This is a genomic window from Actinomadura sp. K4S16 (genome assembly GCF_008327685.1).
GTDB lineage: Bacteria > Actinomycetota > Actinomycetes > Streptosporangiales > Streptosporangiaceae > Spirillospora.
Map to the genome: position 1 here is coordinate 47,275 of NZ_BDDE01000015.1, position 24,411 is coordinate 71,685.

The 24,411-nt window shown below is 72.8% G+C and carries 19 protein-coding genes and 1 pseudogene; 14 read left to right on the forward strand and 6 right to left on the reverse strand.

The features are described from left to right. The first annotated feature begins 26 nt into the window (after positions 1–26). Complete coding sequence (locus tag K4S16_RS21490; protein ID WP_149260812.1) at positions 27–854, forward strand: NAD(P)H-binding protein; 828 nt, start codon at positions 27–29, stop codon at positions 852–854. Positions 855–891: 37 nt separating this feature from the next. After that, the gene (locus K4S16_RS21495; RefSeq protein WP_149260813.1) at positions 892–4,998 is read left to right on the forward strand and encodes a hypothetical protein; all 4,107 of its coding nucleotides are present in this window, start codon (positions 892–894) and stop codon (positions 4,996–4,998) included. A gap of 5 nt (positions 4,999–5,003) precedes the next feature. Here the strand turns inward: K4S16_RS21495 and K4S16_RS21500 are convergent, their stop codons facing one another. Beyond that, entirely contained in the window at positions 5,004–6,257 is a 1,254-nt protein-coding gene (locus K4S16_RS21500) for a serine hydrolase (RefSeq protein ID WP_149260814.1), read from the reverse strand. A gap of 200 nt (positions 6,258–6,457) precedes the next feature. Here K4S16_RS21500 and K4S16_RS21505 point away from each other — a divergent pair, with 200 nt between their 5' ends. Beyond that, positions 6,458–7,648: a cell wall metabolism sensor histidine kinase WalK gene (locus K4S16_RS21505; RefSeq protein ID WP_149260815.1), complete on the forward strand. Its 1,191-nt coding sequence runs from the start codon at positions 6,458–6,460 to the stop codon at positions 7,646–7,648. 26 nt (positions 7,649–7,674) lie between these two features. Here K4S16_RS21505 and K4S16_RS46945 read toward each other — a convergent pair. Both K4S16_RS46945 and K4S16_RS46950 read right to left on the reverse strand, forming a co-directional pair. After that, positions 7,675–7,857, reverse strand: a pseudogene (locus tag K4S16_RS46945) (TetR/AcrR family transcriptional regulator C-terminal ligand-binding domain-containing protein); the annotation flags it as partial. Next, positions 7,844–8,074 carry a TetR family transcriptional regulator gene (locus K4S16_RS46950; protein WP_375708337.1) on the reverse strand — a complete coding sequence of 77 codons (231 nt, stop codon included), beginning with the start codon at positions 8,072–8,074 and terminating at the stop codon, positions 7,844–7,846. The pseudogene K4S16_RS46945 and the gene K4S16_RS46950, both read right to left, overlap by 14 nt. On the opposite strand from K4S16_RS46950, the gene K4S16_RS21515 reads away from it, so the two are divergent. From K4S16_RS21515 to K4S16_RS21530, 4 genes are all read left to right on the forward strand, one after another. Next, on the forward strand, positions 7,967–8,470 hold the full coding sequence (locus K4S16_RS21515; protein ID WP_235036972.1) for a CatB-related O-acetyltransferase: 504 nt from the start codon (positions 7,967–7,969) through the stop codon (positions 8,468–8,470). The genes K4S16_RS46950 and K4S16_RS21515 overlap by 108 nt on opposite strands. Positions 8,471–8,559: 89 nt before the next feature. Continuing rightward, positions 8,560–8,961 carry a VOC family protein gene (locus tag K4S16_RS21520; RefSeq protein WP_149261217.1) on the forward strand — a complete coding sequence of 134 codons (402 nt, stop codon included), beginning with the start codon at positions 8,560–8,562 and terminating at the stop codon, positions 8,959–8,961. 228 nt (positions 8,962–9,189) lie between these two features. Continuing rightward, positions 9,190–10,626, forward strand: coding sequence for a hypothetical protein (locus K4S16_RS21525; protein WP_149260816.1), 1,437 nt, complete (start codon positions 9,190–9,192; stop codon positions 10,624–10,626). 80 nt (positions 10,627–10,706) lie between these two features. Next, complete coding sequence (locus tag K4S16_RS21530; RefSeq protein WP_149260817.1) at positions 10,707–11,444, forward strand: translation initiation factor IF-2; 738 nt, start codon at positions 10,707–10,709, stop codon at positions 11,442–11,444. Positions 11,445–11,456: 12 nt separating this feature from the next. Here the strand turns inward: K4S16_RS21530 and K4S16_RS21535 are convergent, their stop codons facing one another. Continuing rightward, positions 11,457–12,059: a hypothetical protein gene (locus K4S16_RS21535; RefSeq protein WP_149260818.1), complete on the reverse strand. Its 603-nt coding sequence runs from the start codon at positions 12,057–12,059 to the stop codon at positions 11,457–11,459. Positions 12,060–12,259: 200 nt separating this feature from the next. On the opposite strand from K4S16_RS21535, the gene K4S16_RS21540 reads away from it, so the two are divergent. Next, positions 12,260–13,069, forward strand: a complete 810-nt coding sequence (locus K4S16_RS21540; protein WP_160160980.1) for an IclR family transcriptional regulator — start codon at positions 12,260–12,262, stop codon at positions 13,067–13,069. Here K4S16_RS21540 and K4S16_RS21545 read toward each other — a convergent pair. Further along, the gene (locus tag K4S16_RS21545) at positions 13,057–13,407 is read right to left on the reverse strand and encodes an MmcQ/YjbR family DNA-binding protein (RefSeq protein ID WP_149260820.1); all 351 of its coding nucleotides are present in this window, start codon (positions 13,405–13,407) and stop codon (positions 13,057–13,059) included. The genes K4S16_RS21540 and K4S16_RS21545 overlap by 13 nt on opposite strands. Positions 13,408–13,491: 84 nt before the next feature. Here K4S16_RS21545 and K4S16_RS21550 point away from each other — a divergent pair, with 84 nt between their 5' ends. From K4S16_RS21550 to K4S16_RS21575, 6 genes are all read left to right on the forward strand, one after another. Beyond that, complete coding sequence (locus tag K4S16_RS21550) at positions 13,492–13,827, forward strand: CU044_2847 family protein (RefSeq protein ID WP_149260821.1); 336 nt, start codon at positions 13,492–13,494, stop codon at positions 13,825–13,827. Positions 13,828–13,834: 7 nt separating this feature from the next. Further along, positions 13,835–15,505, forward strand: a complete 1,671-nt coding sequence (locus tag K4S16_RS21555) for a trypsin-like peptidase domain-containing protein (RefSeq protein WP_149260822.1) — start codon at positions 13,835–13,837, stop codon at positions 15,503–15,505. Positions 15,506–15,675: 170 nt separating this feature from the next. Further along, positions 15,676–16,497 (forward strand): MoxR family ATPase, encoded by an 822-nt coding sequence (locus K4S16_RS21560; RefSeq protein ID WP_235036973.1) that lies wholly within the window; start codon positions 15,676–15,678, stop codon positions 16,495–16,497. A gap of 16 nt (positions 16,498–16,513) precedes the next feature. Then, the gene (locus K4S16_RS21565) at positions 16,514–21,139 is read left to right on the forward strand and encodes an SAV_2336 N-terminal domain-related protein (protein WP_149260823.1); all 4,626 of its coding nucleotides are present in this window, start codon (positions 16,514–16,516) and stop codon (positions 21,137–21,139) included. A 132-nt stretch (positions 21,140–21,271) separates the two neighbouring features. Further along, positions 21,272–21,847: a TetR/AcrR family transcriptional regulator gene (locus K4S16_RS21570; RefSeq protein WP_149260824.1), complete on the forward strand. Its 576-nt coding sequence runs from the start codon at positions 21,272–21,274 to the stop codon at positions 21,845–21,847. A 73-nt stretch (positions 21,848–21,920) separates the two neighbouring features. Further along, positions 21,921–23,135 (forward strand): Cmx/CmrA family chloramphenicol efflux MFS transporter, encoded by a 1,215-nt coding sequence (locus K4S16_RS21575; RefSeq protein ID WP_149260825.1) that lies wholly within the window; start codon positions 21,921–21,923, stop codon positions 23,133–23,135. A gap of 49 nt (positions 23,136–23,184) precedes the next feature. On the opposite strand, the gene K4S16_RS21580 is transcribed toward K4S16_RS21575, so the two are convergent. Further along, positions 23,185–24,387 (reverse strand): hypothetical protein, encoded by a 1,203-nt coding sequence (locus tag K4S16_RS21580; protein WP_149260826.1) that lies wholly within the window; start codon positions 24,385–24,387, stop codon positions 23,185–23,187. Positions 24,388–24,411: the final 24 nt, after the last annotated feature.

Genomic DNA, 24,411 nt, shown 5'->3' on the forward strand with positions numbered 1-24,411 from the left:
AACCACAACGGAAGTCTGTGACGCACATGATCTTGGTTACCGGAGCGAACGGAAGCCTCGGCTCGGCGACCCTCGCGGCGCTGCACGCCCGCGGCGCGAGCGCGACAGGCGGCAGCCGCACACCGAAAGACGGGATGCGGCACCTCGATTTCGACGACCCCGCCGACATCGACCTCGCCGGGGTGTCGACCCTGGTGCTGGTCTCCGCCGGTTACGCCGAGGACGACCAGGTCGTCCGGCGGCACGGAGCCGTCCTGGACGCCGCGGTCCGTGACGGCGTCCGCCATGTCATCTACACGAGCCTGACCGGCGCGGGCGACCACCTCGGCTTCGCACTGGCCCACCGCGCGACCGAACGGCTCGTGCGCGCCTGCGGCATGCAGTGGACGATCCTGCGCAACGGCCTGTACGCCGAGCTGTTCGGAGGTCTGCTGATGTGGACCGGCGACGGCGTGGAGTCCGCGTTCGGCGACGGCGCCCTGGCCGCGGTCGCCCGTGCGGACCTCGCCGAGGCCGCGGCGGCCGTCGCGGCGGATCCGGCACGGCACGGCGGGCGCGTCTACGAGTTGACCGGCACGCCGATCACGGCGGCGCAGGTGGCCGAACAACTCGAAGTCCCCTGCCACACGATCGACCTGGGCGAGTACCGCCGCAGGCTCCTGAGCGTGCCGGAACTTCTGCCGTTCCAGCCGCCCATGCTCATCTCGATCGCGACGAGCGTCCGGCACGGCTTCCTCGACGGCAGCGGCCCCGACCTCGCCGACATCCTCGGCCGCCCCATCCGAGACCCGCTGGCCACGGCCGTCGCAGCCGCCTCCGCCGTGCGACCCCCGGCCCGGGCTGTCGACCGCTGACCCGCCGTCGACGGCGGTGAGGATGGTTCGGTGGCCGGTGTCGGTCATCGTGCGTACGCTGGCGCGTCAAGATCGAGATGGGGGCTGCGGCGCGTATGGGTGGCGGATCGAGGCCGGCGGGTACACGGCGGAGTTCACGGACGATCTGGAGATCGTCTATCGCAACCCCCGGGGGCGGGCGCTCAAGGAGGTTCCCGCGCAGCTGGGGGGCGCGCCCGGCCTCGTCGCGATGTTCACGGTTCGGCGGTACCTGAAGCGCCACGAGGAGCAGTGCGGCGAGGCGGCGCGTTCGTGGGCGGCCGACGGTGTGAGCGTCCCCCGCGCGCTGGCGGACGCCGACCCGTTCTGGGCGGAGGCGCTCGACGAAGCGGGCGTCACGCTCACCACGGAGCCGGTCGAAGGCGGGCTGTGCGCTCGGACCTACGTCGGCCCTGACGACCGCAGGCTCACGCAGGTGCTCCGCGAGCCCGCCGTCCGCTATCGCGACATGCTGATGGCGTTGGACGGGTGGGAGCCGGAGGGTCTGTTCGAGACCGGCCTGAACGACCCACACTGCGGCGTCGTCCCCTTCCCCGAGCGCATCATCGCGGAGCACCCCGACGTGGAGCGGCTCGCGGCGGAGAAGGTCCACACCCTGGAGGTCCGGACCGGTCGCTGGCGCTCTTTCTACAAGCCGGCCGTAGAGGAGGTTTTGGCGGGCCTGGAGGAGTCCGCACCCGCGCTCCTGATCTCCCTCCTGGACGCGGTGGCCGATGCCGCCCACGCCCACGACGAGCCGGAGTCGGCCGCCGCCTGGTTCGGCCGCGCCCGCAAGCTCGAACGGACGCTGGCGCACCGTCCCGACCCGGAGTGGCTGGCCGAGCGCTACGAGGAGCACGCGGACGTGGTGTCCGCGACGGTCCTGCGGGCATGGGCGCGCGACCTGGCCGCCAAGGGCGCGGCGACGGCGGAGGGCCTTGCCCGCTTCCGCGAGGTCATGGTGTGGCGGGTCGAAGCCGGCGGCGACGTCTATCCGCAGCTCGCCGCCGACCTCCGGAAGATCGCCAAGGCCGCCGGGCTGGACCCCGAGGAGGAACTCGCGGAGTTCCTGCGATCGGTCTTCGCGGCGGGCGAGGTGTCGTTGAGCGACGACGGGTTCTGGGCCGCCGCGCTGAAGGGCCGCGCCATGGACCTGGTGGCCGGGCCGGAGGCGGCGCGGCGGGTGCTGGAACTGCGTCCGGGATATCCAAGCCAGGGGCCGCTGTGGCTGAAGCTGCTCGAACGCAGCGGCGCCCTGGCGATGCTGGCCGGGGACGCCCCCGGCCTCCAGCGCGGGGACGCCGCCGCCTGGCTGGTCTCCTGCGTGCAGGGACCTCAGTGGAGGGACCCGCTCGGCGAGCTGTACGAGCTGGCCGAGCGGATCGCCCCGCGGCTCGCGTCCGACGGGGTGCCGGTGGCGTTCCGCTTCTGGCGGCTCGACGAGACCGGCCGCCGCAGGACGCCCCTGGACATGATCGACATACTGCTGGAGCACGGCGTCCCCGTCGCCGACCCGCCGGAGCGCCTCGGCCCCGCTTTCTTGCCCGACCTGGTCTGCGGCCGCCGTCCCGAACTGCGGCACGTGCTGGCGGACGAGCGGTTCGCGCGGGAACTGCGCGCCCGGGCGCGGGGCGACCTCGACATGACCGTCGGGGACAGCGCGTCCAACACCTGGTACGAGCCGCACGAGACCAAGGGCTGGGAAAGGCTCCCGGTGCTGTTCGACAACCCGGTCGGGCACGAGGAGGTGCGCGCGTGGTGCGCCCGCGAGCGCGCCCTGCTCCGCGCGGGCCTCGACCTGTACGGGCTGCGGATGCTGCTCGGCCGGTTCGTGCACGCGGGCGAGGCGGTGGACCTGCTGCTCAAGGACGCCGAAGCGGCGCGCGAGTTCGCGGCGGTGGACGTCATGGCCCTGCTCATGGCCGACCTGCCGGACGAGTTCACCCGCGCGCGGGTCGAGGAGCTGCTGAAGCTCCTGGAGCCCCAGTACATCAACCGCGCGGTGTCGGGGCCGAACTTCATCGCCCTCTCCAAGGCGCTGCCGGAGCTGAAGGAGCAGGACAGGGACACTTTCGGCAGGGTCGCGTTCTCGCTGGTCACGGCGGTCAACTGCCGGGTGGGGCTGGAACGCCTCATCCGTCGCTTCACTCCCGGAGAGGAGCCGAGGGAGGCGCCCCCGGCGGAGAACGCCGACCCGGTCGTGCGGCAGTGCGGCTGGCTCATGGACCTGGCGGGCTCCGGCACGCCCGCCTGGGACGGTGACCTGAGCACGCCGAGCGCCAAGTTCGACGGCAACGTGGTCGGCCTGGAATTTCAGAACCACGCCAACACCGCCGCGTACACCGGTGTCCCCTCAAGGTCGAGGGCGCGTTCGTACCAGAGGCCGGCGACCTACGGCACCTACCCCTTCGTGTCGGGGGAGCCGGGCCGCTGGCGGGTGGTGCGCTGCGGACTGCCCGAGGGCACGAAGGGCGGCGTGGCCTCCCCCGGGACGGCGTTCCGCACGGCCACGTCCGTCGCCATGGTGGTGGGCTTCCTCTATCCGGTGCCCCCGGATCGTGTGCTCCTGGAGTACGCCCCCGAGGGGGAGTTCGCCGAGGAGGGCCCGCTGGCGGCGGCCGGTGCGCGTCTGCTCGACGCCCGCGTCCTGGAGCCGGTGCGCTCCGGGGCGTGGTTCGCGCGCTTCAGTGAGCTCTGGCGCGAACGGGACCGCCCTCCGGTGACTCCTGAGATGGCGGCCGTGTTCGCGGAGAGGACGGGCCTGTCGAAGGCCGAGGCGTCCGTCGTGCTCCAGGGGGCGCTCCTGTCCGCGCCGTACCAGTTGGGCGGGGACGACCCCGTCCGGTTGGTCCACTTCGGCCCGGGACCGTCCGGCGTGACGCGGTGGATCCCGGAGGCAGACCAGGTGAAGGAGGGTCTCAGGGCCCTGCGACCGGCCGAGTTCTACACCGGGCTCTACGAACGGCTCCTGCCGGACGACCCGGAAGAGCTGTGGACGTCGGGCCCGTCGGTCGACCGCGCGGCCGCGTGGTGCTCGGAGCGGTCGGGTGCCCGCTTCCCCGTGCCCGCCGGACTCCTGCCCCGCGCGCTCAAGGAGATCACCCAGTCCAAGGGCGAGACTCCGCTGCCACGCGCGGGCATGAAGGCCCCGTGGCCGTGGCGGAGTGGCCGGCCGCTCCTGCGGCCGTGGGCGCTCCTCGGCCGCGTCGCCGCAGGCGCGGACTGCCTCGCGGACACCTGGGCCTTCTCCGGCGAGCCGGACCCGCTCGCCCTGCCGCGCGTCGCCGCCTGGCTCGCCTACCGGACCCCGGCCGGCGATCCGCTGCGCCCCGCGATCGGAGCCGCGATCTCCCGGCTGCGCGAGGCCGCCGCCGGTCCGCGCACCCTGTTCTCGCTGCAGAGCAACCACCTGATGGGCGACCCGCCGCCCACCGGCGCGCTCACCGGCCATCCGGCGGTGACGCTCGTCGAGGACGACGTCTTCGAACTGAGCCACCTGCGGGTGGATCCGGCCGCGGTGAAGGGGCCGGACGACCCGCTGCTCGACCTCCTCGACGACTACTACGATGCGACCCTGCCGTCCCAGGTGGTGCCCAGCGGCTCCGGGCTTCCCGCACTGGCGGACCTGCGTCTGCTGCTCAGCGACGACTTCGCCGCGCTCGGCGCGCACCTGGCCGCCGACGCGGACCTGGCGCCGGGCTGGGAGCAGCACCCGGCACGCTCGGTGCCGCACCTGGTGGAGGAATGCGCGGAGACCCACCGGCTGGGCGAGGACGCGGCGGCCCTCTACCTGATGCTGCTCGCCCTGCCCGACCCGTCCGACCGCAACGTGAAGGAGTGGACCGGCTGGAAGCCCGCCCGGTTCAAGGCGGCGGCGGCCGAACTCGGCGACTCGGGGCTCGTGCTGAACGCCGCTCGGGCGCGTGCGGGGCGCTCGCTGTTCGTGCCCGGCGCATGGCGGGAGTACAAGGCGCCGCGCCTCCCCATCGAAGTGCCGAAGATCCGCCTGATGCCGCTGGCGGACGAGCGCCGCTCCTTGGCGAGCACGGCCGTCGTCCCGTCCGGCCCCGTCCCCGTCCTCTTCGAACGCGCCTGGATGAACGCCCAGCCCCACGGACTCCGGTAAGCCGGTCAGCCACCTGAGCCGGGGTCGGGTTCGGCGCCGGTGATGGCCTTCATCTCCTGGCCCATGATGTCCACCAGCGATCCGCCGTCGGAGTCGCGGTTGGTGAGGATGACGCCGACCCAGCCGGTGTAGGGGTAGATGCTCCAGTTGGCGCCGACGCCGGGGTTGCCGCCGGCGCGCTGGTACATCCACTGGCCGTTCACGATGCTGATCGGGATCCCGTACGCGCCGAACGACGCCGGTCCGTGGGGGATCTTGGGCGCGGTGAGCACGTCGGCCCAGGGGCGGTCCAGCACCGTGCCGTCGCCCAGGGCGTGTGCGAACCGGGCCAGGTCCGGCGCGGTGGCGAAGCCGCCGTCCCCGGGGGCGTCGATGAAGGCGCGGCCCGGGTTCTTGCCGAGCACGTACGGGTTCGGGCTGCCCTTGTCCAGGTTGCGGAGGGCGTCCACCACGCTGCCGTCGGCCACCTTCATGTACGGGTGCGCGAGGTGCCCGTCCGCCAGCCACTGCGGCCTGGTGTAGAAGCCCGAGCCGGTCATGCCGCAGCGGTCGAAGATGTTCTCCTGGACGTAGTCCCAGTAAGGCATGCCCGCGACGGCCTCCACGATCAGCGCGGAGATGGTGACCTCCGGTTCCGCGTGGGCGGTGTTCGGAGTGCCCGGGACGCCCACCAGTTTCGCCTTGCGGGCTCGCTGCTCGTAGTACTCGTGCACCTCGTCGCGGCTCTGGAAGACGCGTTCCACGTCTTCGTCCGGAGCGTCCAGCCCGGACGTGCCGGAGAGCAGGTGGTGGATGTTCACTCGATCGGCGATGTCTTCGGCGAAGCCGGTCAGGTGGGTGCCCACCGTGTCCGTCAGGCGCAGCTTGCCCTGCTGGGCCAGCTGCAACATGGCCACCGCGAAGAACGGCTTGCCCGCCGAACTGAGGGTGAACGCCGTGCCCTCCTGGTTGCGGATCCCCTTCTGCTGGTCGGCCATGCCGTAGCTGCGGGACAGCACCGTCCGGCCCCGATGGGAGAGCAGCACCCGACCTGAGAACTTGCCCTCGGCGGCCAGTTTCGCCACGTAACGGTCGTAGGCCCCGCCGGGCAGGGTGTCCGGCGGGATCTCCCCGCGCCGGGACGGGCCGGTCGGCGGCGAGGCGGCGCGGGCGGTCCCGGCGCTCGCCAGCGGCAGCCCGGCCGCCGCGCCGGCGGCTGCCAGCCCGCCCCATGCGACCAGTCGCCGCCGGCCGATGCCACGTGCCGAATTCAAGTCCATGCTCACGGTCCCATCTCGGTCGAAAAACCTGGCGCTGACAGTGATGCGCCGCAGGGGCCGCCAGGGGGCGAGGCCGTCCCCGCCGCCTCCTGGACCGGGTCCGACGCGATCACCTCGCCAGTCAAGGCAGCGCGGTGTTGTCTGGGCGTATGGGGTTTTCCATACGTCGGCGATATGGAGCGGCTCGTAGCATCGCGGGCATGCGCGTGTCGATCGTCGAGACGAACACCGCGGTCGCGGGCAGGCGCCCGGGGCTCAGCGCCCGGTTGAAGCTCACCCTCAGCTACGCCGGATTCCTCCTGCTGGGGGGCGGTCTACTGCTGGCCGTGTTCTGGGTGTTCGTGCTGCGGTGGATGCGCGATGTCGATCCCTCGGCAATCCAGCGGAGATTCGGCGTCGTGATCGTGCTCGGGCCCGACCGCTCCGACCTCCTGCGCGGCTTCTATCCGGCCGCGGCCGCGGCGATGGGCTTCATCCTGGTGTTCGGCCTCGTGGGCGGCTGGATCCTCGCCGGACGGATGCTCGCACCGCTCACCCGGATCTCGGACGCGGCACGGATGGCCTCCGGCGGGTCGCTGTCCCACCGGATCCGGCTGCGGGGGCGCAAGGACGAGTTCCGCGAACTCGCCGACGTGTTCGACGCCATGCTCGAACAGCTCGAATCCCACGTCGCCGAACAGCAGAGGTTCGCCGCGAACGCCTCCCACGAGCTGCGCACCCCGCTGGCCATCTCCCAGACCCTGCTGGAGGCCGCCCGCAACGATCCCGCGCGGGATCACGGCGAACTCCTCGAACGCCTCCACACCGTCAACGCGCGGGCGATCGACCTCACCGAGGCGCTCCTGCTGCTCAGCCGCGGCGAGCGCGGGAGCTTCGCCCGCGAGCGCGTCGACCTGTCCCTCATCGCCGAGGAGGCCGCCGAAGCACTGCTCCCCCTCGCCGAACGGCGCGGGATCACGCTCGACGTCACCGGCGAGAAGGCCCACGCCCTCGGCTCCGCGGAGCTCATCCTGCGGCTGGTGACCAACCTCGTCCAGAACGCCATCGTCCACAACCTCCCGGACGGCGGCACCGTGACGGTCCACACCGAATCGCAGCAGGACGCGAGCGTGGTCCGGGTCGAGAACACCGGGCGGCCGGTGCCACCGGAACTGGTGCCGACCCTCACCGAACCCTTCCAGCGCGGCACGCGGCGCACCCGAACCGGCGAGCACGCCGGCGTCGGCCTCGGGCTGGCGATCGTGCACAGCATCGTCCGAGCCCACGACGGGACCCTCGCCCTCACCCCCCGCCCCACCGGCGGCCTCCTCGTCACGATCCGACTCCCCGCTGAGCAGGCTGGGGCGGCCCGGCAGGCGCCGTCCCCGGGCAGCGCTAGCAAGATCCTTTGACGGGCGGCCCGTGCGCGGCGAAGTCCTTACTCCGTCGTGGAAGCGAAAGCGCCGGCGGTCGCGGCCAGGGCGGCGGTTCTCGCCGCGTGGGCGGGCAGGGCCGGGTCGGATGGCGTGCGGAGGAGCACCAGGTGGTGGTACAGCGGCGCGGTGGCGGCGATGAGGAGGCGCCGGGCGTCGATGCCTGGTGGTAGCTCACCGCGTCGGACGGCTCGGGTGACGACGACCTCGCACCGGGCGTAGCGGTCCTCCCAGAGCCGCGGCGCGGTGCACGCCGGCGCGGGCGGCGACGGCCTCCATGGTGAGCCCGTCGTAGCCGTGCTCGCCGAGCTCCGCGAGGACCGCGTCGAGCACCTGCGCGCGGGTGCGGGCGGTCCGGCCGCCGGGACGGCGCCGGGGCGGCGGCACATGAACGGCGCCGACCACCGCATGGACGGGCCCTCGACCTTCCCCTTCCCGATCATGGGCGCCTCCTGGGCCGAGCATTTCGACCTCATCACCGGCCTGCCCGGGCGGGGCGACACCGTGGTCGGCCACGACGTCTGGTTCGGCTACCGGGCCACGGTGATGCCCGGCGTCCGCATCGGCCACGGAGCGATCATCGCGTCCGGCTCCGTCGTCGTGGACGACGTCCCCGACTACGGAATCGTCGGGGGCAACCCGGCCGAACTGATCCGCCGCCGCTTCAGCGACGCCGAAGTCGACCGCCTGCTGGCCCTGGCCTGGTGGGACTGGCCGCTCCAGCACATCACCGAGCACGTCCGCACGATCATGTCCGGAAGCGTCGACGACCTGGAGGAAGTGGCACCCCGTGTGAAGTGAAACCGACCGCCCTGTCCATGCTCGGTCGCCTAGGGCGTCAGCACGCCGTCACGGTTGACGGACGCCTCGTCCGGGGCAGAGGGATGACCATGGACATCAACTGCGTGATCGTCGACTCGGCCGACCCCGATCGCTTGGCGGCCTTCTGGAGCGAACTCCTCGACCGTCCGGTCGTCTCCCGTATTGGGCCGTATGTCTGGCTGGAACGCAGGAACGGCCTGGGCGTGGGCTTCCAGCGCACCGACGGCTCCAAGACCGCGAAGAACCGGCTGCACCTGGATCTGGACTCGGACGATCCGGCGGCCGAGCAGGCCAGAGTCGAGCGGTTGGGCGGACGGCGGCTGACCGAATACGACCCTGGAGGCTTCCTTGTCATGGCCGATCCCGAGGGGAACGAGTTCTGCATCATCCCGAAAGGATCGGTCGAACTCGACGACGAGGGCCGGGCGCACTACCTGCCGGCGGACGGGGAGGCGGCCGTGTCCACATGAACCGCGTCGAAGGACCCGAAACCCCCCGTGGGCTGGGGGGATGGTCGCAGTGGGCTGAGGGGGACAGGGGTGCGCTGGTAGGATCTCGGCCGATGCGTGGGCGGTCGTGAGTGACGTAGCCAGGTGGCTGTGAGAGGCGCAGCCAGGTGGCCCGCCCCGGCGTGACGCCGCCGGTCCCGGATCGGCGCAGGATTCTGTCCGCCCGCAGGTCCCACAGTTAGGTTCCCGGTGTCGTTCTCCCCTTCGGCCGTTCGCCGCAACTGGCTGCTCTGCGCGGTGCTGCTCGCGGGCGTCGTGCTGCGCGTGCTCGCCATGGTGGGTTTCCGGGGCGTGCTGTGGTTCAACGACAGCTACGACTATGTCCGGATCGCGGACGACCCGTTCCCGCATCCGCTCAGGCCGTCCGGCTACGGGCTCTTCCTCTGGGCGCTGAAGCCGTTCCACAGCCTGGCGCTGGTGACGGCGTTGCAGCACGCGGCGGTGCTCGGGCTGGCGGTGCTCGGGTACCGGATGCTCGTCCGCGACTTCGACGTGCGGCGGACGTGGGCGGCGCTGGCCGTCACGCCGGTCCTGCTCGACTCCTACCAGCTCACGCTTGAGCACCTCCTGCTGTCCGACACCCTGTTCACCGTTCTGGTGTTCGGGGCGATGCTGCTGCTGGCGAAGCCGGGGGCCGCCGGATGGCGGCGGGCCGCGCTGGTGGGCGCGCTGCTCGGCGTGGCGGCCGTCACGCGGACCGTGGGGGTGCCGCTGTTCCTGATCGCCCTCCTCTACCTGCTGGTCAGGCGGACGCGGTGGCCGGTGTACGTGGCGCTCGCCGTGACGTTCGCGCTGCCCGTCGGGGCGTACGCGACGTGGTTCCAGCGGGAGCACGGCCGGTTCCAGATGACCGGTGTGGACGGCATCTTCCTGTGGGGACGGACCGCCGCGTTCGCCGACTGCGACGCGTTCGCCCCGCCCCCGGATCTGGCGAGCCTGTGCCCGTACGGCGCGAAGGGCGACCGGTCCGCCTCGTCCCACCAGATCTGGGAGGACAACTCGCCGACCGGCTGGTCCAACGGGAAGGCGTTCGACGCGGAGACGAACGCGCGGGCGCAGCGGTTCGCGCTGTGGGCGATCAAGAACCAGCCGCTCGACTACCTGCGCGTCGCCTCCTACGACTTCTTCGTCCGGACGTTCTCGTGGCACCGGTCGCGGTACCCGACCGTCGGGACCGAGGCCAGGTACCACTTCCCCACGCGCCCCACGGCGCGCAAGCCCGGGCTGCCCGTCTACGGCGGCGGTGACCGGCGGTCGGTCGTGTACGAGTACTCCCACGGAACGGGCCGCACGCACGTCGTCGAGCCGTACGCCGGAGTGCTGCGCGGCTACCAGAAGCATGTGAGCGTGCCGGGGACGGTGCTCGGCGCGATCCTGCTCGCGGGCGCGGCGGGGATCGTGTGGCGGCGGTCGCGCGCCCGGACGGCCCTGTTCTGGACGTCCGGTGTCGCCCTCCTGGCGATCCCCCCGATCACGGTCGACTTCGACTACCGCTACATGCTGCCCGCCCTGCCGTTCGCGTGTTTCGCCGCCGCGCTGGCATGGGGCCGCCGCCGTCCCGCCCCGGCCGCGCCGGAGCCCGAGCCGATCGAGGCGCCCCCCGAGGTCCAGCCCGCAGACGCCTGACCTCGGGGCCCGGACGTCGCGGCAGGAATAAGTACGAGAGCGGATGCCGGCGGGGCGCGGCGGTCGGGAGGATCGGGGGCATGCGCCGCTTTGTGATTCCGCTGGTCGTCCTGCTCGCCGCCGGGTGCGGGCAGCTGGGGAGCAGTCCCGAGGACGTGGCCGCCGACGCCGCGCGGAAGGCCGCCGAGCGGGCCGGGGACAGGATCTACGACGCCCGGGTGCGGCCCGCGCAGGACATGGCGCACCGCGCCGCGGACCTCGACGGCGTGGAGGTCATGCGGGTGACCGGCGCCTCGACCGCGGGAGACGGCGTGCGGCTCGTGCTCCGCACGTCCGGGACGGCCCCGGACGGCGGCTGGTTCCCGACCTCGACGGTCACCGTGCAGCGGTGCTTCGAGCTGCGGTTCTCCACCACCACCGAATGGCAGCACTACGGAACCCGCGATGTGGCGTGCCCGGCCAACGGCCCGCTGACGTTCAAACCGTGGCCGAAGACACCGCAGATCCCGTCCGAGCGGCTGCGGAAGGCGCTGCCCCGCGTCCCGGAAGGGGGCAGGGCGGACGAGGCGAAGGTCCGCGCGGCGGTCGCGTCGCTGCGGCTCGACCCGGCGGTCCGGCGCGAGTTCCGGACCGAGGGCGACGTGGTCGGCGTGGCCCTCGTCGCGAAGCCCTACGGGTCGGACCTGTTCGACTGCGTCCTGGCCCGCGTCGCGCCGGGCCGCAACAGCGTGTGGACGCCGCCCCGCATGCAGCGGATGGCCGGCGAGGGCGGCTGCGGAGCGGGCAACGCCGTCCACCCGATGCCGCCGCCCCACTGACCGGCGCGCGGGTCAGCGGATGAAGGGCCGCGGAGGAGGAGGCGGCGGCGGTGGAGGCGGGGGCGGCGGGGGCCCGGGGCGGTTCACCTCGATCTCGGCGCTCATCAGCGGGCGCTCCTTCGCCATCCGCATGCCGGGCACGCCCAGGAGGAGGCCCGGGACGGACAGCGCCGCGCACACGAACAGCCCCCTGAAGATGATCTTCTCCCCCTCCGCGGGGTCGCCGGCGTCCAGCGCGGACACCACGAAGCGGGTGAAGACCACCATCGCGGCGCCGACGATGAGGTACCCGACGATGATCAGAAGTCGGCCGATCCGGTCGCGGGCGCCGCGGCGGCGGGCGCCCCGCCACAGGTAGCGGCCGATCGTCAGCACGATGGTCCCGACGAGGGCGACGGTGACGCCGTTGACCGACGGTTCCAGCTCCCGGCCGGCGTCGCCCGGCCCGAAGGAACCGAGTTCGGAGCGCAGGTCGGGGCCGGCGCCGAGCAGCGCCTGGACCGCGTAGAGGAACCCGAGGACCATCGCCGCGACGCCGACGACGATCAGGATCAGGCCGAACAGTAAAAATAGGACGTTGGGGCGGTGGGCCGCCGGGCGGTAGGGCTGGGTCATGTGATGGTTCCCCCGGTGCGGTCGGGACTCCGGTGCGGCGGTGGCAGCGCGGCTCGGACCCCGGCCCCCGTGGCGCGGGCCCCGCCGGCGCGGTGCCGCCGCCGTCACGGTCGCCGAGTCCGTTTCCGGACGCCATAGCAACGTGTCACTGAGTGACCCGCCAGTGGCTTTCAGTCCGACCGGGTACGACCATGGAAGGCATGGAGGGCGAGGAGAACAGGGACGACCGCACGGTGACCGGGCGCGTCGTCGCCGTGCTCGACGCGGTCGCCGCTCGCGGCGAGCCGGTGGGGCTGGCCGACCTGACGCGCGAGGTCGGCATCCCCAAGCCCACCGTGCGCCGCATCGCCGCGGACCTGGTGGCGCGGCGGATGCTGGAGCGGGGTCCCGACGGGCGCTACCGGCTCGGGCCGCATCTGCTGGACCTCGGGAGCCGCGCGGCCCTCCAGCAGGGCCTGCTCACCGCCGCCACCCCGCACGTGCAGGACCTGTTCGCCCGCACCGGGGAGATCGCGTGGGTCTGCCGGATCAGCGACGGCTCGATCTCGTTCATGGCCATGGCCTTCGGCGCCAACCGGGCTCCCGACGTCCGGCGGGGTGAATGGCCGAACGATCCCCGCAGCCCCGCGCTGCAGGGGTCCGCGCTGGGACGCGTGCTGCTCGCCGAGCGGCCCGACCTGCTGGACGGCCTGCACGGCCGGCCGCCGGCGCCGCAGACCCCGCGCGGCACCACGTCCTGGCCGCGGTTCCTGGACGAGCTCAAGGAGGTGCGCGACACCGCGGTCGCGGTCGAGCACGAGCAGATCCATCTCGGCTTCAGCTGCGTCGCCACGGGGGTGCGCGACCCCGGCGGCGCGCTGATCGGCTGTCTCGGCGTGACCGGGCGCACCGGCAGGCTGTCCACCCGGAGCATGGCGCGGCTCCTGCGGGTCGCGGCGGAGGACATCACCCGCGGCGCCGAGACGCTGCTCGAACCGCCCCGGCCGCCGGAGGGGCGTCAGCCGTCCTGAAGGCCGAGACGGGCGGCGGCGACCTTCTTCGGGACGACCATCCGCCACGCGTCGATGACCAGTTCCTCCATCTCGGCCTCGTCGAGCGCGGCCGTCCACGCGTGGACCCAGTTGAAACGCATGTCGGACTCGCTCGGAAGGTGAAACTTGTCCGGCTCGGATTCGACGAGCGCGAGCCGCTCCTCCTTGGGGAACGCGAAGCCCATGACGGTCTCGTCCCGCGAGAAGGCGATATAGACGATGGAGCCGACCCGGAACTTCACCCGGTCCCTGATCAGGTGCTCGGACGTGCGGGGCAGCGTCATCGCCAGCGCCCGCACCTGCTCGACGGTGATCATCCTGTCCTCCTGTGGCCGCGGCGCTCGGGGCGCGGTCCTCCCAGCAAAGCACCCCACAAGGCATGATCTTGTTAGATTTGCCGGGTGAACGAACTGGTGCGCTGGCAGACCGAGAACGGGACCATCGTCGTGGAGACCGACGACCGGGAGCCGGGGTTCCAGTCGGTGTCCCGCACCGGCGACCTGATCCACGACGCGGCGGGCAAGTTCGAGGACGCGTTCCAGCACGTCCGCGAGGCGGCGCAGGCGGCGCTCGCGTCGCTGCGCGGAGGCGACCTGAACCCCGACGGGGTCGAGCTGGAGTTCGGCGTCAAGCTCAACGCGGCGGCCGGGGCCGTCATCGCGAAGACGACCGTCGAGGGCCACCTGAAGGTCAAGATGACGTGGGGGCAGCAGCCGCGCGCCGCGGAGGAGGCGTAGCCGCATCGTGGACGACTGGCAGTGGCGCGCCTGGGTCGGCCCCCCGTCCGGCGGCAAGCTGGGCGCGGCGTTCCTCGTCACCTCGACCCGGCTGCTGACCTGCGCCCACACCGTCCACGGCCTGGAGGAGGCCCGCGTCGGATTCCCCGGCCTGCTGGAGGACCTGCCCGCCGAGGTCGTGCGGCGCGGCGACTGGCGCCGGGCGGGCGACCCCGGCGACGTCGCCGTCCTCGAACTGCGCGAGCCCGTCGCGCTGACCCCGGCGACGCTGGCCGCCCCGGACGCCCTGCACGACACGGGCCTCGGCGGCCGGACGTTCGGGGTGTGCGGCTTCCCGCGCCGCCGCGACCAGAACGAGCGCCACGCGTCCGTGACCACGTTCCCGCATCGCGGGATGCGGCGCGAGTGGTGGGAGCTGAAGACCGGGCCGGGCGACTGGCTGGAGGAGGGCTACAGCGGGTCCGCCGTGTACGACCCCGTGTCGGGCGAGGTCATCGGCATGGTGACGAACGCCGAACTGCGGGACGGCGACCGGGCCGACCTCGGCTGGATGCTGCCCGTCTCGCACATCCGTACCTACTGGGAAGAGCTGGACGACCTGCTGCCGCTGCGGTGGCTCACCCCCGACGCCCGCCGCGAGCTGCGGGAACTCCTGGACGGCGTGCGCTACACCGACCCGCTCGCCGCCGACCTCGAAAGGATCACCGGTCGGCGGGCGCTCGGCGGCTTCCGGTCGGCGTGGGGCTCGGTGCGCTACGTGGCCGAGGGCTGGGCGGAGGACCGGCTCGTCCGGTACGTCGCGTCGCTCGGACCGCACCTGCCCGAGTCCGCCCGGCAGCGGCTCGCCGCGTGGTCCGCGCGGCACCTGCCCGGCGCCGCGCCCGCCGCGCCCCGCTCGGGCCCCGCGTCGGTGATCGTCCGGCTGGAGCGGGCCACCTTCGACAACGCCTTCGACGTGACCGTGCACACCTGGATCGACGGCGCCGAGGGGCCGGGACGGCCGACCGAGCGCGTGCCGGAGAAGCGGGTGCGGCCGGTGGTGGAGGCGGGGGTGGCAGCGCTCGCGCCCGCGCTGTTCGGCCGCGAGTGGATGATCGAGTTCGCGGTGCCGGAGGGCTGGCTCGGCAAGCCGTTCGAGCAGTGGTACGTCGACCCGCGCAACAGGATCCCCATGCGGGTGTACCCGGTGGTGGTGCGGGACGTGGAGCGGCTCCAGCCCGGGTCGTTCCGCCGCGACCAGGCGCACCACCGCTGGCGGCTGCTGAACCAGCGCGGCCGCAGCGATCCGCGCCCGATCGCGTGCGACGCGCCGCGCAAGGGCAGCGACTTCCAGAACTGGCTGGAGGCGAACATCGACTTCTGCGTCCTCGTGTACGGGTCGCGCCCGGTGAAGGGCTGGCTGACGGCCGCGCTGAACAACGGCATCCCCGTCATGCTGTGGACGCGCACCCGGTGCGACGCGCCGACCCATGAGGACTGCCCGGGCCACCGCGTCCTCGACGAACTGACCACGGCGGTCGGCGAGAAGCATCCGGGCGACCTGCCGCAACTGGCCCTCGCGCTGCGCAAGGCCGCGCTCGTCGCCCCCAAGGGCATCCCGCACTGCGGGCGCGACCTGACACTGCTGTGGGACGATCCGTCCCGGCTTCCCGACCCCCCGCTCGCGATGGAGGTATAGGTGCCCGACTGGCTGCTCTAACCGGGAGCCGACGCACGCACGACGGCATCGACCGGCTGCCTCCGCCGCCGCCGTGGCGCGCGTTCGACGGAGCGCCCGTCCTGGAGCCCCCTCCCGGCGGGTCCGGGAACGAGCACCACGCGACGACGTACCGTCCGTCCGGTGATGCCGTGCAGCAGGTCAACGCCGCCCTGTACCTGCGCCGCCCGCTGCTGGTGACCGGGCCGCCCGGCACCGGAAAGTCGACGCTGGCCTACGCCGTCGCCCACGAACTGGGGCTCGGGCCCGTCCTGCACTGGCCCATCACCAGCCGGACCACCCTCCGCGACGGCCTCTACCAGTACGACCCCCTCACCCGCCTGTACGCGGCGGGACGGCAGGGCGAGGGCGGACGGCACGGCGCGCCGGACGAGGAGGACATCGGCCGCTTCATCCGCCTCGGCCCGCTGGGCACCGCGCTGCTCCCCTACCGGCGGCCCCGCGTCCTGCTGGTCGACGAGATCGACAAGAGCGACATCGACCTGCCCAACGACCTGCTCACCATCTTCGAGAAGGGCGAGTACGAGCTGCCCGAGCTGACCCGCCGGGCCGAGCCGGACGCCGAGGTCATGACCGCCGACGGGCCGGGCGCCCGGGTCACCGTCACCGCCGGGACCGTCCGCTGCCGCGCGTTCCCGCTGGTCGTGATGACCAGCAACGGCGAGCGCGAGTTCCCGCCCGCCTTCCTGCGGCGCTGCGTGACCGTGAAGCTGCGGCAGCCGGCGGACAAGGGCGAGCTGGCGGCGATCGTCCAGGAGCACCTCGGGTCGCTCGCCGCCGAGAGCGACGACCTCGTCCGCCGCTTCTTCCAGCGCTCGGCGTCGGGCACGCTGGCGACCGACCAGCTCCTCAACGCCGTCTACCTGTGCCGCCACGCCGACGCCGAGGACCGCCTCGCCCTGGCCGACCGCATCATGCCCTACCTGACCGGGCCCGGCGATGACGACGAGTAGCCGGGACCGGTAGCCGATGACGATCAACCGGCTCCGCGACGTCCTGTCGGCGATCGGGCCGCCGCCGGACGCCCGCGAACTGAGCGAGATGCTGTGGCTCGCCTGCCACATCTCCCCCACCGAGGAGCAAGGCCCTGCCGTCTCTCCGGCCACCCCGCCGGTCGCGGACGGGCCCGTGGACGCCCCCTCTCCGCCCAAGCCGCCCGAGCCCGCGCCGCCTCGCCCGTCCGAGCCGCTGACCGGGCTCCACCCGCGCCCCGCCGCCGAAGCGGAACCGGTGGGGCGGGCGTCGGAGGTGCTCGTCCCGACCGCGCCGATGCTGGCCGATCCGCTCGGCGTCCAGCGGGCGCTGCGCCCGTTGAAGCGGCGCGTCCCGTCCCGGCACCGCGTCGAACTGGACGAGGAGGCGACCGCCGCGCGCGTCGCCGACACCCGCCTGTGGACGCCCGTCCTCGTCCCGTCGCCCGAGCGCTGGCTCGGCCTCGACCTCGTCATCGACACCGGTCCCACCATGCGGCTCTGGCGCCCCCTCGCCCGCGAGCTGGCCGAGACCCTGCTCCGCCAGGGCGCGTTCCAGGACGTCCACCTCAGCCACCTCGACGGGACGGGCCGCGTCTCCTCCACCCCCGAGGCGCCGCCGCAGGACCCGAGGACGCTCCTGGACGCCTCCGGACGGCGCGCCGTGCTCGTCCTCAGCGACTGCTCGGGCCCGCACTGGTGGAACGGACGCGCCGTCCAGGCCGTGCGGCGCTGGGCGCAGGCCGGGCCGACCGCGATCGTCCAGCCGCTCGCCGAACGCCTCTGGCGCCGCACCGCCGCCCCGCCCTCCCCCGGCCTGGCGGCCCTCCCCCGTCCCGGCGCCCCGAACACCGACCTGCGCTTCACCCCCTACGACGGCGCCGCCGGGGCGGGCGTCCCGGTCCCCGTCCTGGAGATCGCGCCCCGCTGGTTCGGCGCGTGGGCCCGGCTGGTCTCCGGCGCCGACCCGCAGCCGGCCGCCGTCGCGATGCTGCCGGCCCGGCCGTCCGGCACGGCCCCGGTGCGGCGCGAGCAGGAACTGCCGATCGCCGAGCGCGTCCGCCGCTTCCTCGCCACCGCCTCACCGGACGCCGCCGAACTGGCCGCCCACGTCGCCGTCTCCGTCCCGTCCCTGCCGGTGATGCGCCTGATCCAGCACCGGATCCTCGGCGGCTCGGGCCCCGGCCGGCTCGCCGAGGTGCTGCTGAGCGGCCTGCTCCGCCCGGCCGGCGGGGTGCGCTACGAGTTCGTCCCCGGCGCCCGCGAGGCCCTCCTCGACACCCTCCCGCGCCCGGAGGCCCTGCACACGCGGCACGTCCTCGAAGCCGTCTCCGCCGAGATCGAGCGCCGCGCCGGAACGTCCGCCGAGACGTTCCGCGCCCTCCTGCCGGACGACGGCGGACCTGTCGTCCTCACCGCCGACACCGACCACTTCGCCCTCGTGACCCCGGAGGCCCGCTCCCACCTCACCCCTGGGCCGCCCCCACCCGAGATGCCCCGGGCCCTGGACCTGCTGGACCTCTTCGACACCCCGGCCGAGGAGCTTCTCGACGAGTGGGGCGAGGCCCCCCGCGAGATACCCATCGGGGAGGACAGCGGCGGCCCGGTGACGCTGGACGTCCTCCGCACCAATCCGGAACTCCCGCACGGCTTGATCATCGCCCCGCCGCACGACCGCGCCGAGCTGGTGCGGACGACCCTGTTCAGCCTGGCCCTCACCCACTCCCCGGACATCGTCAACCTCGTCTTCGTGGGCTTCCACGGAAGCGGGGGCTTCACCGGTCTGGCCGGCCTTCCTCACGTCGCCTACTACGCCTTCGCCCGTACCCACGATTCCCCGCTGATCAGCATGCAGGTGCCCGCACTCGAAGACGAAAGGATCCGCCGCACCCGGGCACTGGAGAACGCCGGATTCTCCACGTGGGACGAGTACCAGACGGCGATCGTCGAGGGCGCCGACCATGCGCCCCTCCCCGCCCTGGTCATCGTCATCGACGACACCGGCCCGTTGCTGGATGCGCGCCCGGACCTGATCGAGCCGCTCGCCTGGCTCTGTGAGACGGGAGCACCGCTGGGGATGAGGTTCGTCTTCTGCACATCGAAAGACGCGCCCCTGCCGAGCCCCCTCCGCGACCACCTCGGCTGGAACATCGGGATCCCCGGCGAAGGAGTCGCCTTCCTCCACGTCTTCGCGGACCGGGCCCACCCAGCGTTCCAGCCCGCGCACATCTACAGCGACGCCGCCCACCGGCTCATAGAGAAGATGAATCGCCAAGGACGACGCGCCCGCGAACTCCCCTGGCCGGAGGATCCACGGCCGGAGCAACTGGAACTGGACCTGGGGGAACCGGAGCCGTCGTCCGATGGGGACGTCTTCCTGCCCGAAGTGCCCCCTGATGCCGTTCCCCCTGGGATGCTTTCCCGCGAGTTCGACGTGCTGAGCCTCAACGGCGGCGGATCGGACGGGATTCTGCGGGAGACATGGGCGATGTCCGCCGACACGCCCCGCAGCCCGGCGATCGGCTACCGGCCGGGCGGCCATCTCCTCAGCCTCTATCCGCTCGACCGTTCGTCGGGCATCCCGCACGGCCTGATCGTCGGCAGTCCCGCGGCCCGCCAGAGGATCGTCCGCGCCATCACCCTCGCCCTCGCCTCAGGACACTCTCCGGCGGACCTGCAGTTCGTCTTCGCAGGGCTGGGTGAGCATCCGCTCGGCGAGCCCATCGGCCTACCGCACGTCCGCTACTCCGAGGAAGAGCTGCTGGGCTCTCCGAACAGACTCCGGCGGTTCTTCGACTTCCTGTCCGGCGAACTCGAAGCGCGGTCCGCGCCACCGCCGCAGAACGTGCCGCGGGACTCGATTCGCGCCACCGACCCGTGGTCGGTGGACGAACTGTACGAGCGGTTCCGCCAGGACCCTCATTCGGTCGACCGGGTCTGGTGGAACTTCTTCGAGGACTACCAGCCGGGCGAGCGGCCCGCCGTCCCGCCGCCCGAGGCGCCGCCCGAAGCACGGCCGCGCCTGGTGGTGGTCGCCGACGTGTCGCTCACGTTCCCGCTCAGCAGGCCCGAGATCGGTGAGACGCTCCTCTCGCTGGCGCAACGCGGCAGAGCGCTCGACGTCCAGCTGCTGCTCACCTCGTCCACCGTCGAGAACACCACGATCTGGGGCCGCTTCCTGCCCCTCCTCGGCTGGCGCATCGCCGCGAACCGCCTGCCGCCCGACCAGCTCCAGTACGTCCTCGGGCAGGCGAGCCTGGAGTTCCCGGCCGACGAGCCGACGGCCTACCTCCTCGCCGGCGGCGGCGCACCGCAGCGCTTCACCCTGGCCCCGGAGCCTCCACGGGAGACCGTCGACGACTTCGTCCGCCGAACCCGCAAAGCCCTGAAGACCCCGGGAGCGGACAATGCCGCTTCGGTAGAACTCGATGACCTGCTCGCCAACATGGCACCCCTTCACGTTGATGAGATCGTGGACGGGACGCTCCGGGCACTTATCACGCGAGACGCCGATGCCCTGAGGGCTCGCCGCATGCCACGGCAGCTGATCCTCACCGATGCCCACGGACCGACCGCCCGGATGCTCGCGGAGCGGTACGGACAGATCCTCACCGACCTCGGGGTCCTCTCGGACGGCGGGCTGAACGTGATCGACTGGCGCACGGTCGCCCCTAGGCTGGGTAACGCGGTCGAATCGGTCCCTGAGCTGTTCCGGGAGTTCCGCGGCAGAGTATTGTTCATCGAGGATACGCACATGCCGGGCACCACGCCCGACCTCCTCAGCCGGGGCCTCGTCCAAGCACTGATCGCGGTGATGGACGAACAGCCCGACGACCCTCTGGTCATCCTGTCCTGCGACGCCGGACGGGCACCTGACCTCCCTTCGGACCTGCCCGACTTCACGGAACGTTTCACGGTCCTCGACGCGTTGGGCGCTGCACCCGAATACCTTGTGTCCACGCTGTCTGTCATGGACCTACCCGTTATGCCCCAGGGGTGCGCACCAATCGGTCTTCATCCCCGCACGCGCAGACCCGTGTTCGTGGACTTCGCCAGGGATCGCCACCTACTCGTCACCGGACCGGACGCCCCTGAACGGGCGAACCTTCTCCGCGTCCTCATAAAAGTGCTCGTGGACCACGGTGAAGCACGTCCCGCAAATGTCTATGTCCTCGACACCCACGAGATCCTGCGAACGCCCACGGCACGCTTTGACCGCACGAACCCGGTCCCCCGTGGCGTCACCTACATCAACTCATCCGAGAAGTTCGCTCAGCTCATGGCCAAGACCCTCGAAACACCGTCGATCGGCGAGGTGTACTCGGTCGTGATCGATCGTGACCTCAACGACCGCCCCCAGCGGGCGCTCCTGCAGATGCTGCTCGGGAAGCCCCACATCCACCTTGTCCTGGCACGCGAAGCGACCTCCCCCGGTTCTCCGAGTGACCCGCTGGTAATCGACCTGCGCGAGCTCCGTGCTCCGGCAGTGCTGCTGGGGGCCGGCGAGAGCTGGGAGGCGGAGGTGTACGCAGCCGAGCCCCCCGTCGGCCCTCTTCCGTTCGGCAGAGGCGTGTTCGTCCGACGGGATTACCAATGGGACGTTCAGATCGCTGAACTCCACTAGTAGGCATTGGACACCTGAGGCGGTGGCCTCGCGGAACACAGTCCTGGCCCCGGGCGCTCCAGGGCCGTCCTCGCGGCTGGCAGCGTCCGATGATATTGGATCGAGCTGTCCATAACGTGTTACGGTGGCGCTATGGCGCGGCCGAGGAAGTTCGATGAGGGGCGGGCCGTGGAGTCGGCCATGCGGGCCTTCTGGGCGGCCGGGTACGAGGCGACGTCGACGCAGGAGCTGTGCGCGGCGACCGGGCTCGGGCGCAGCAGCATCTACAACACGTTCGCCAGCAAGCGCGACCTGTTCGTCAAGGCCCTGACCCACTACATGGAGGTGCGCACCACCCGGCTCGTCGAGCATCTGCGGGACGGCGAGGGGACGGTGCGCGAGCGCCTCCGGACCGTCCTGGACTGGGCCGCCCTCCCGGACGACGACGACCCGTCCGGATGCCTGGTGGTGAACGCGACGGTGGAACTCGGCCCGCACGATCCCGACATCGCCGGGCGGCTCGAACGGGACCGGCGGCTGCGGTTCGCCACCCTGAAGGCGGCGATCGAGGAGGGCATGCGCACCGGCGAGATCGACGCCGCCAAGGACGCGGGCGCGCTCGCGCACTTCATGATCTCCACCATCAGCGGCATCCAGGTGGCGGCGCGCGGCGGCGCCGACCGCGCAACCCTGAAGTCGATCGCGGACACCGCGATGCTCTCCCTCTGACCCGGGCGGCCGGTGCGCCGCCCTTTTTCACGCCCTTGTTTTGTACTGATCTATCCAATACAGGAGGACACCGATGCCACTGGCCGTCTACGTGCTGGGGCTGGCGATCTTCGCGCAGGGGACCTCAGAGCTCATGCTCGCGGGCCTGCTGCCCGGCATGGCGCACGACCTCGGCGTGTCCGTGCCGGCCGCCGGGCTGCTGATCTCGGCGTTCGCGATCGGGATGCTGGCGGGTGCGCCGGTGCTCGCCCTCCTGACGCTGCGCTGGCCGCGCCGCCGGGCGATGCTGGCGTTCCTCGCGGTGTTCGCGCTGACGCACGCGGTCAGCGCGCTCACGCCCGGCTACTGGACGCTGTTCGCGATGCGGCTCGTCGGCGCGTTCGTCTACGCGGGGTTCTGGGCGGTGGCGGCGGCGACCGCCGTGGACCTCGTGCCGCGGGACGCGCGCGGGAAGGCGATGGGCGTCGTCGCCGGCGGCCTCACGGTCGCGGCGATCGTGGGACTGCCCGCCGGGACGGTGGTCGGGCAGCATCTCGGCTGGCGGGCGGCGTTCTGGGCGGTCGCGGCGATGTCGGCGGCCGCGATGGCGGGGGTGGCCGCGACGATCCCCGCCGCGCGGGCGGACGCCGCACCGCCGCGGGTGCGGGACGAGGTGCGCGCGATGGCCGTGCCCCGCCTCTGGCTGCTGTACGGGACGACGGCCCTGGCCACGAGCGGGCTCCTCGCCACCTTCGGCTACCTCGGCGCGTTCCTGACGGAGACGACGGGGATCGCGGAGGCGTGGGTGCCGGGCGTGCTCGCGCTCTACGGCGTCGGCGCGCTCATCGGGATCACGGTCGGCGGGCGGACGGCCGACAGGTGGGGCGTCCAGACGCTGTACGCGGGATTCGCCGGGCTGACCGTCGTGTCCGTGCTGCTCGCCCTCGCGGCGCGGTCGCCCCTGCCCGTGGTGTTCCTGGTGTTCCTCCTGGGCTTCGTCGGGTTCGGGACGAACCCGACGCTCAACTCCCGGGCGTTCGGGCTGGTGGACGGGGCGTCGACGCTGGTCGCGGCGGGGAACGTCATCGCGTTCAACATCGGCATCACGGCGGGCCCCTGGCTCGGCGGGCTCGCGATCGACGCGGGGAAGGGCTACACGTCCACGGCCTGGATCGGGGCGGCGCTGGGCGCAGCGGCGATCGGCTCCGTGGCGCTCGGCTCATTGATCAACGCGGTGGGCGGCGCACGGGCCCTCGGGCGGAAGCCCCCAGCGGAAGCCGAACCGGCCGAGGCGCGGGTCGGCGCGTGAGAAGTGGGGCGGTGCGAACACTCCCGCCCCGCCCCCTCCCGCACCGCGGTCAGGAGCAGGCGGCCGCGTGGAAGGCCCACAGGGCGCGGCGGCCCGGGTGCTCGGCGAGCGTGAAGACGCGGTGGCGGCCCCGGTAGCAGGACAGGTCCTCCGGGCCCGGGGAGATCGTCCGGGCCCGGACCGGGGCCCAGCCCCCGTCGGTGTAGCGGGTCGAGAAGAGCCGGCCCGGCTTCTCGCCGTGGCTCTGGGTGAACCACCACTGCCCGTGCGCCCTGACCGCGCCCTGGACGCGGTCGACCGGAAGGCTCGCGCCGCCCTCGGGGCGCACGGTCCCCCTGCCGGCCAGCGCCCCCAGCGGCCAGGTCACCACCCGTCCCTGCGCCCAGGCGGGACGGCAGTACTCGCCGGCGATGAGGACGTGCGGCCAGGTGGTGCGGTCGACCGCGGCCCACGACATGCGCAGCGGGCCGGACCCCCTGCACGTGCCGCCGACCTTGCCGCGGGCGAACTCCCAGCTGCCCGTCTGCGCCATCACGTACCGGAACCCGTGGGCGTAGTACTTGCCGCCGTACAGCCCGATCCGGTCGGCATGGTCGGTCGACCCCGCGCCGTTCCCGGCCAGGTCGAAGATCTGCCGCATGTCGAACACGCGCAGCCCGTGCCGGGTGTCGGCGACGTACAGGTTGTCGCCGTACCAGGCGATGCCGCCCGCGTGGATGCCGACGTCGGTGTAGGTGGGCCGCCCTTCCTCCATCACGGGCTCGACGAGCAGGGCGTGCCGGTACGCGCGCCGTTCGGGGTCCACGAACGTGACCCTGACCCGGCCGCCGTTGTGCCAGGACACCAGGATCGGCCTGACGCCGCCCGCCCACCGCTCGCCCGCCGTCGCGTCAGAGACGGACGTGACGCCCTGCGGGACCCAACTGCGCGTGTTGCTGTCCGCCTTGTCGAAGCAGTAGACGAGGGATCCGGCCGGGACCCCGGCCGCCTCGCCGCAGCCGCTTCCCAGCCTGTCGTGGCCGGACGAGCGGAGCAGCGCGCTGACGCCGGCCCTGCGGAGCCTGCCGCCGAGCGCCCGGACCGGCCCGCTCAGGTCGTCGCCGGAACGCAGGTCGAAGTCGCGCGGATTCATGGGGGCGGCCAGGGCCCTGGCGTCCGCCGCGTGCGCGACGCCCGGACCGGCCGCCGGCGCACCGGCCGCGAGGACGCCCGCCACGAGGGCCGCCGCCCCGGGCCGTCGGACCGCTGTCACAATACGTCGCGAGATCATCACAGT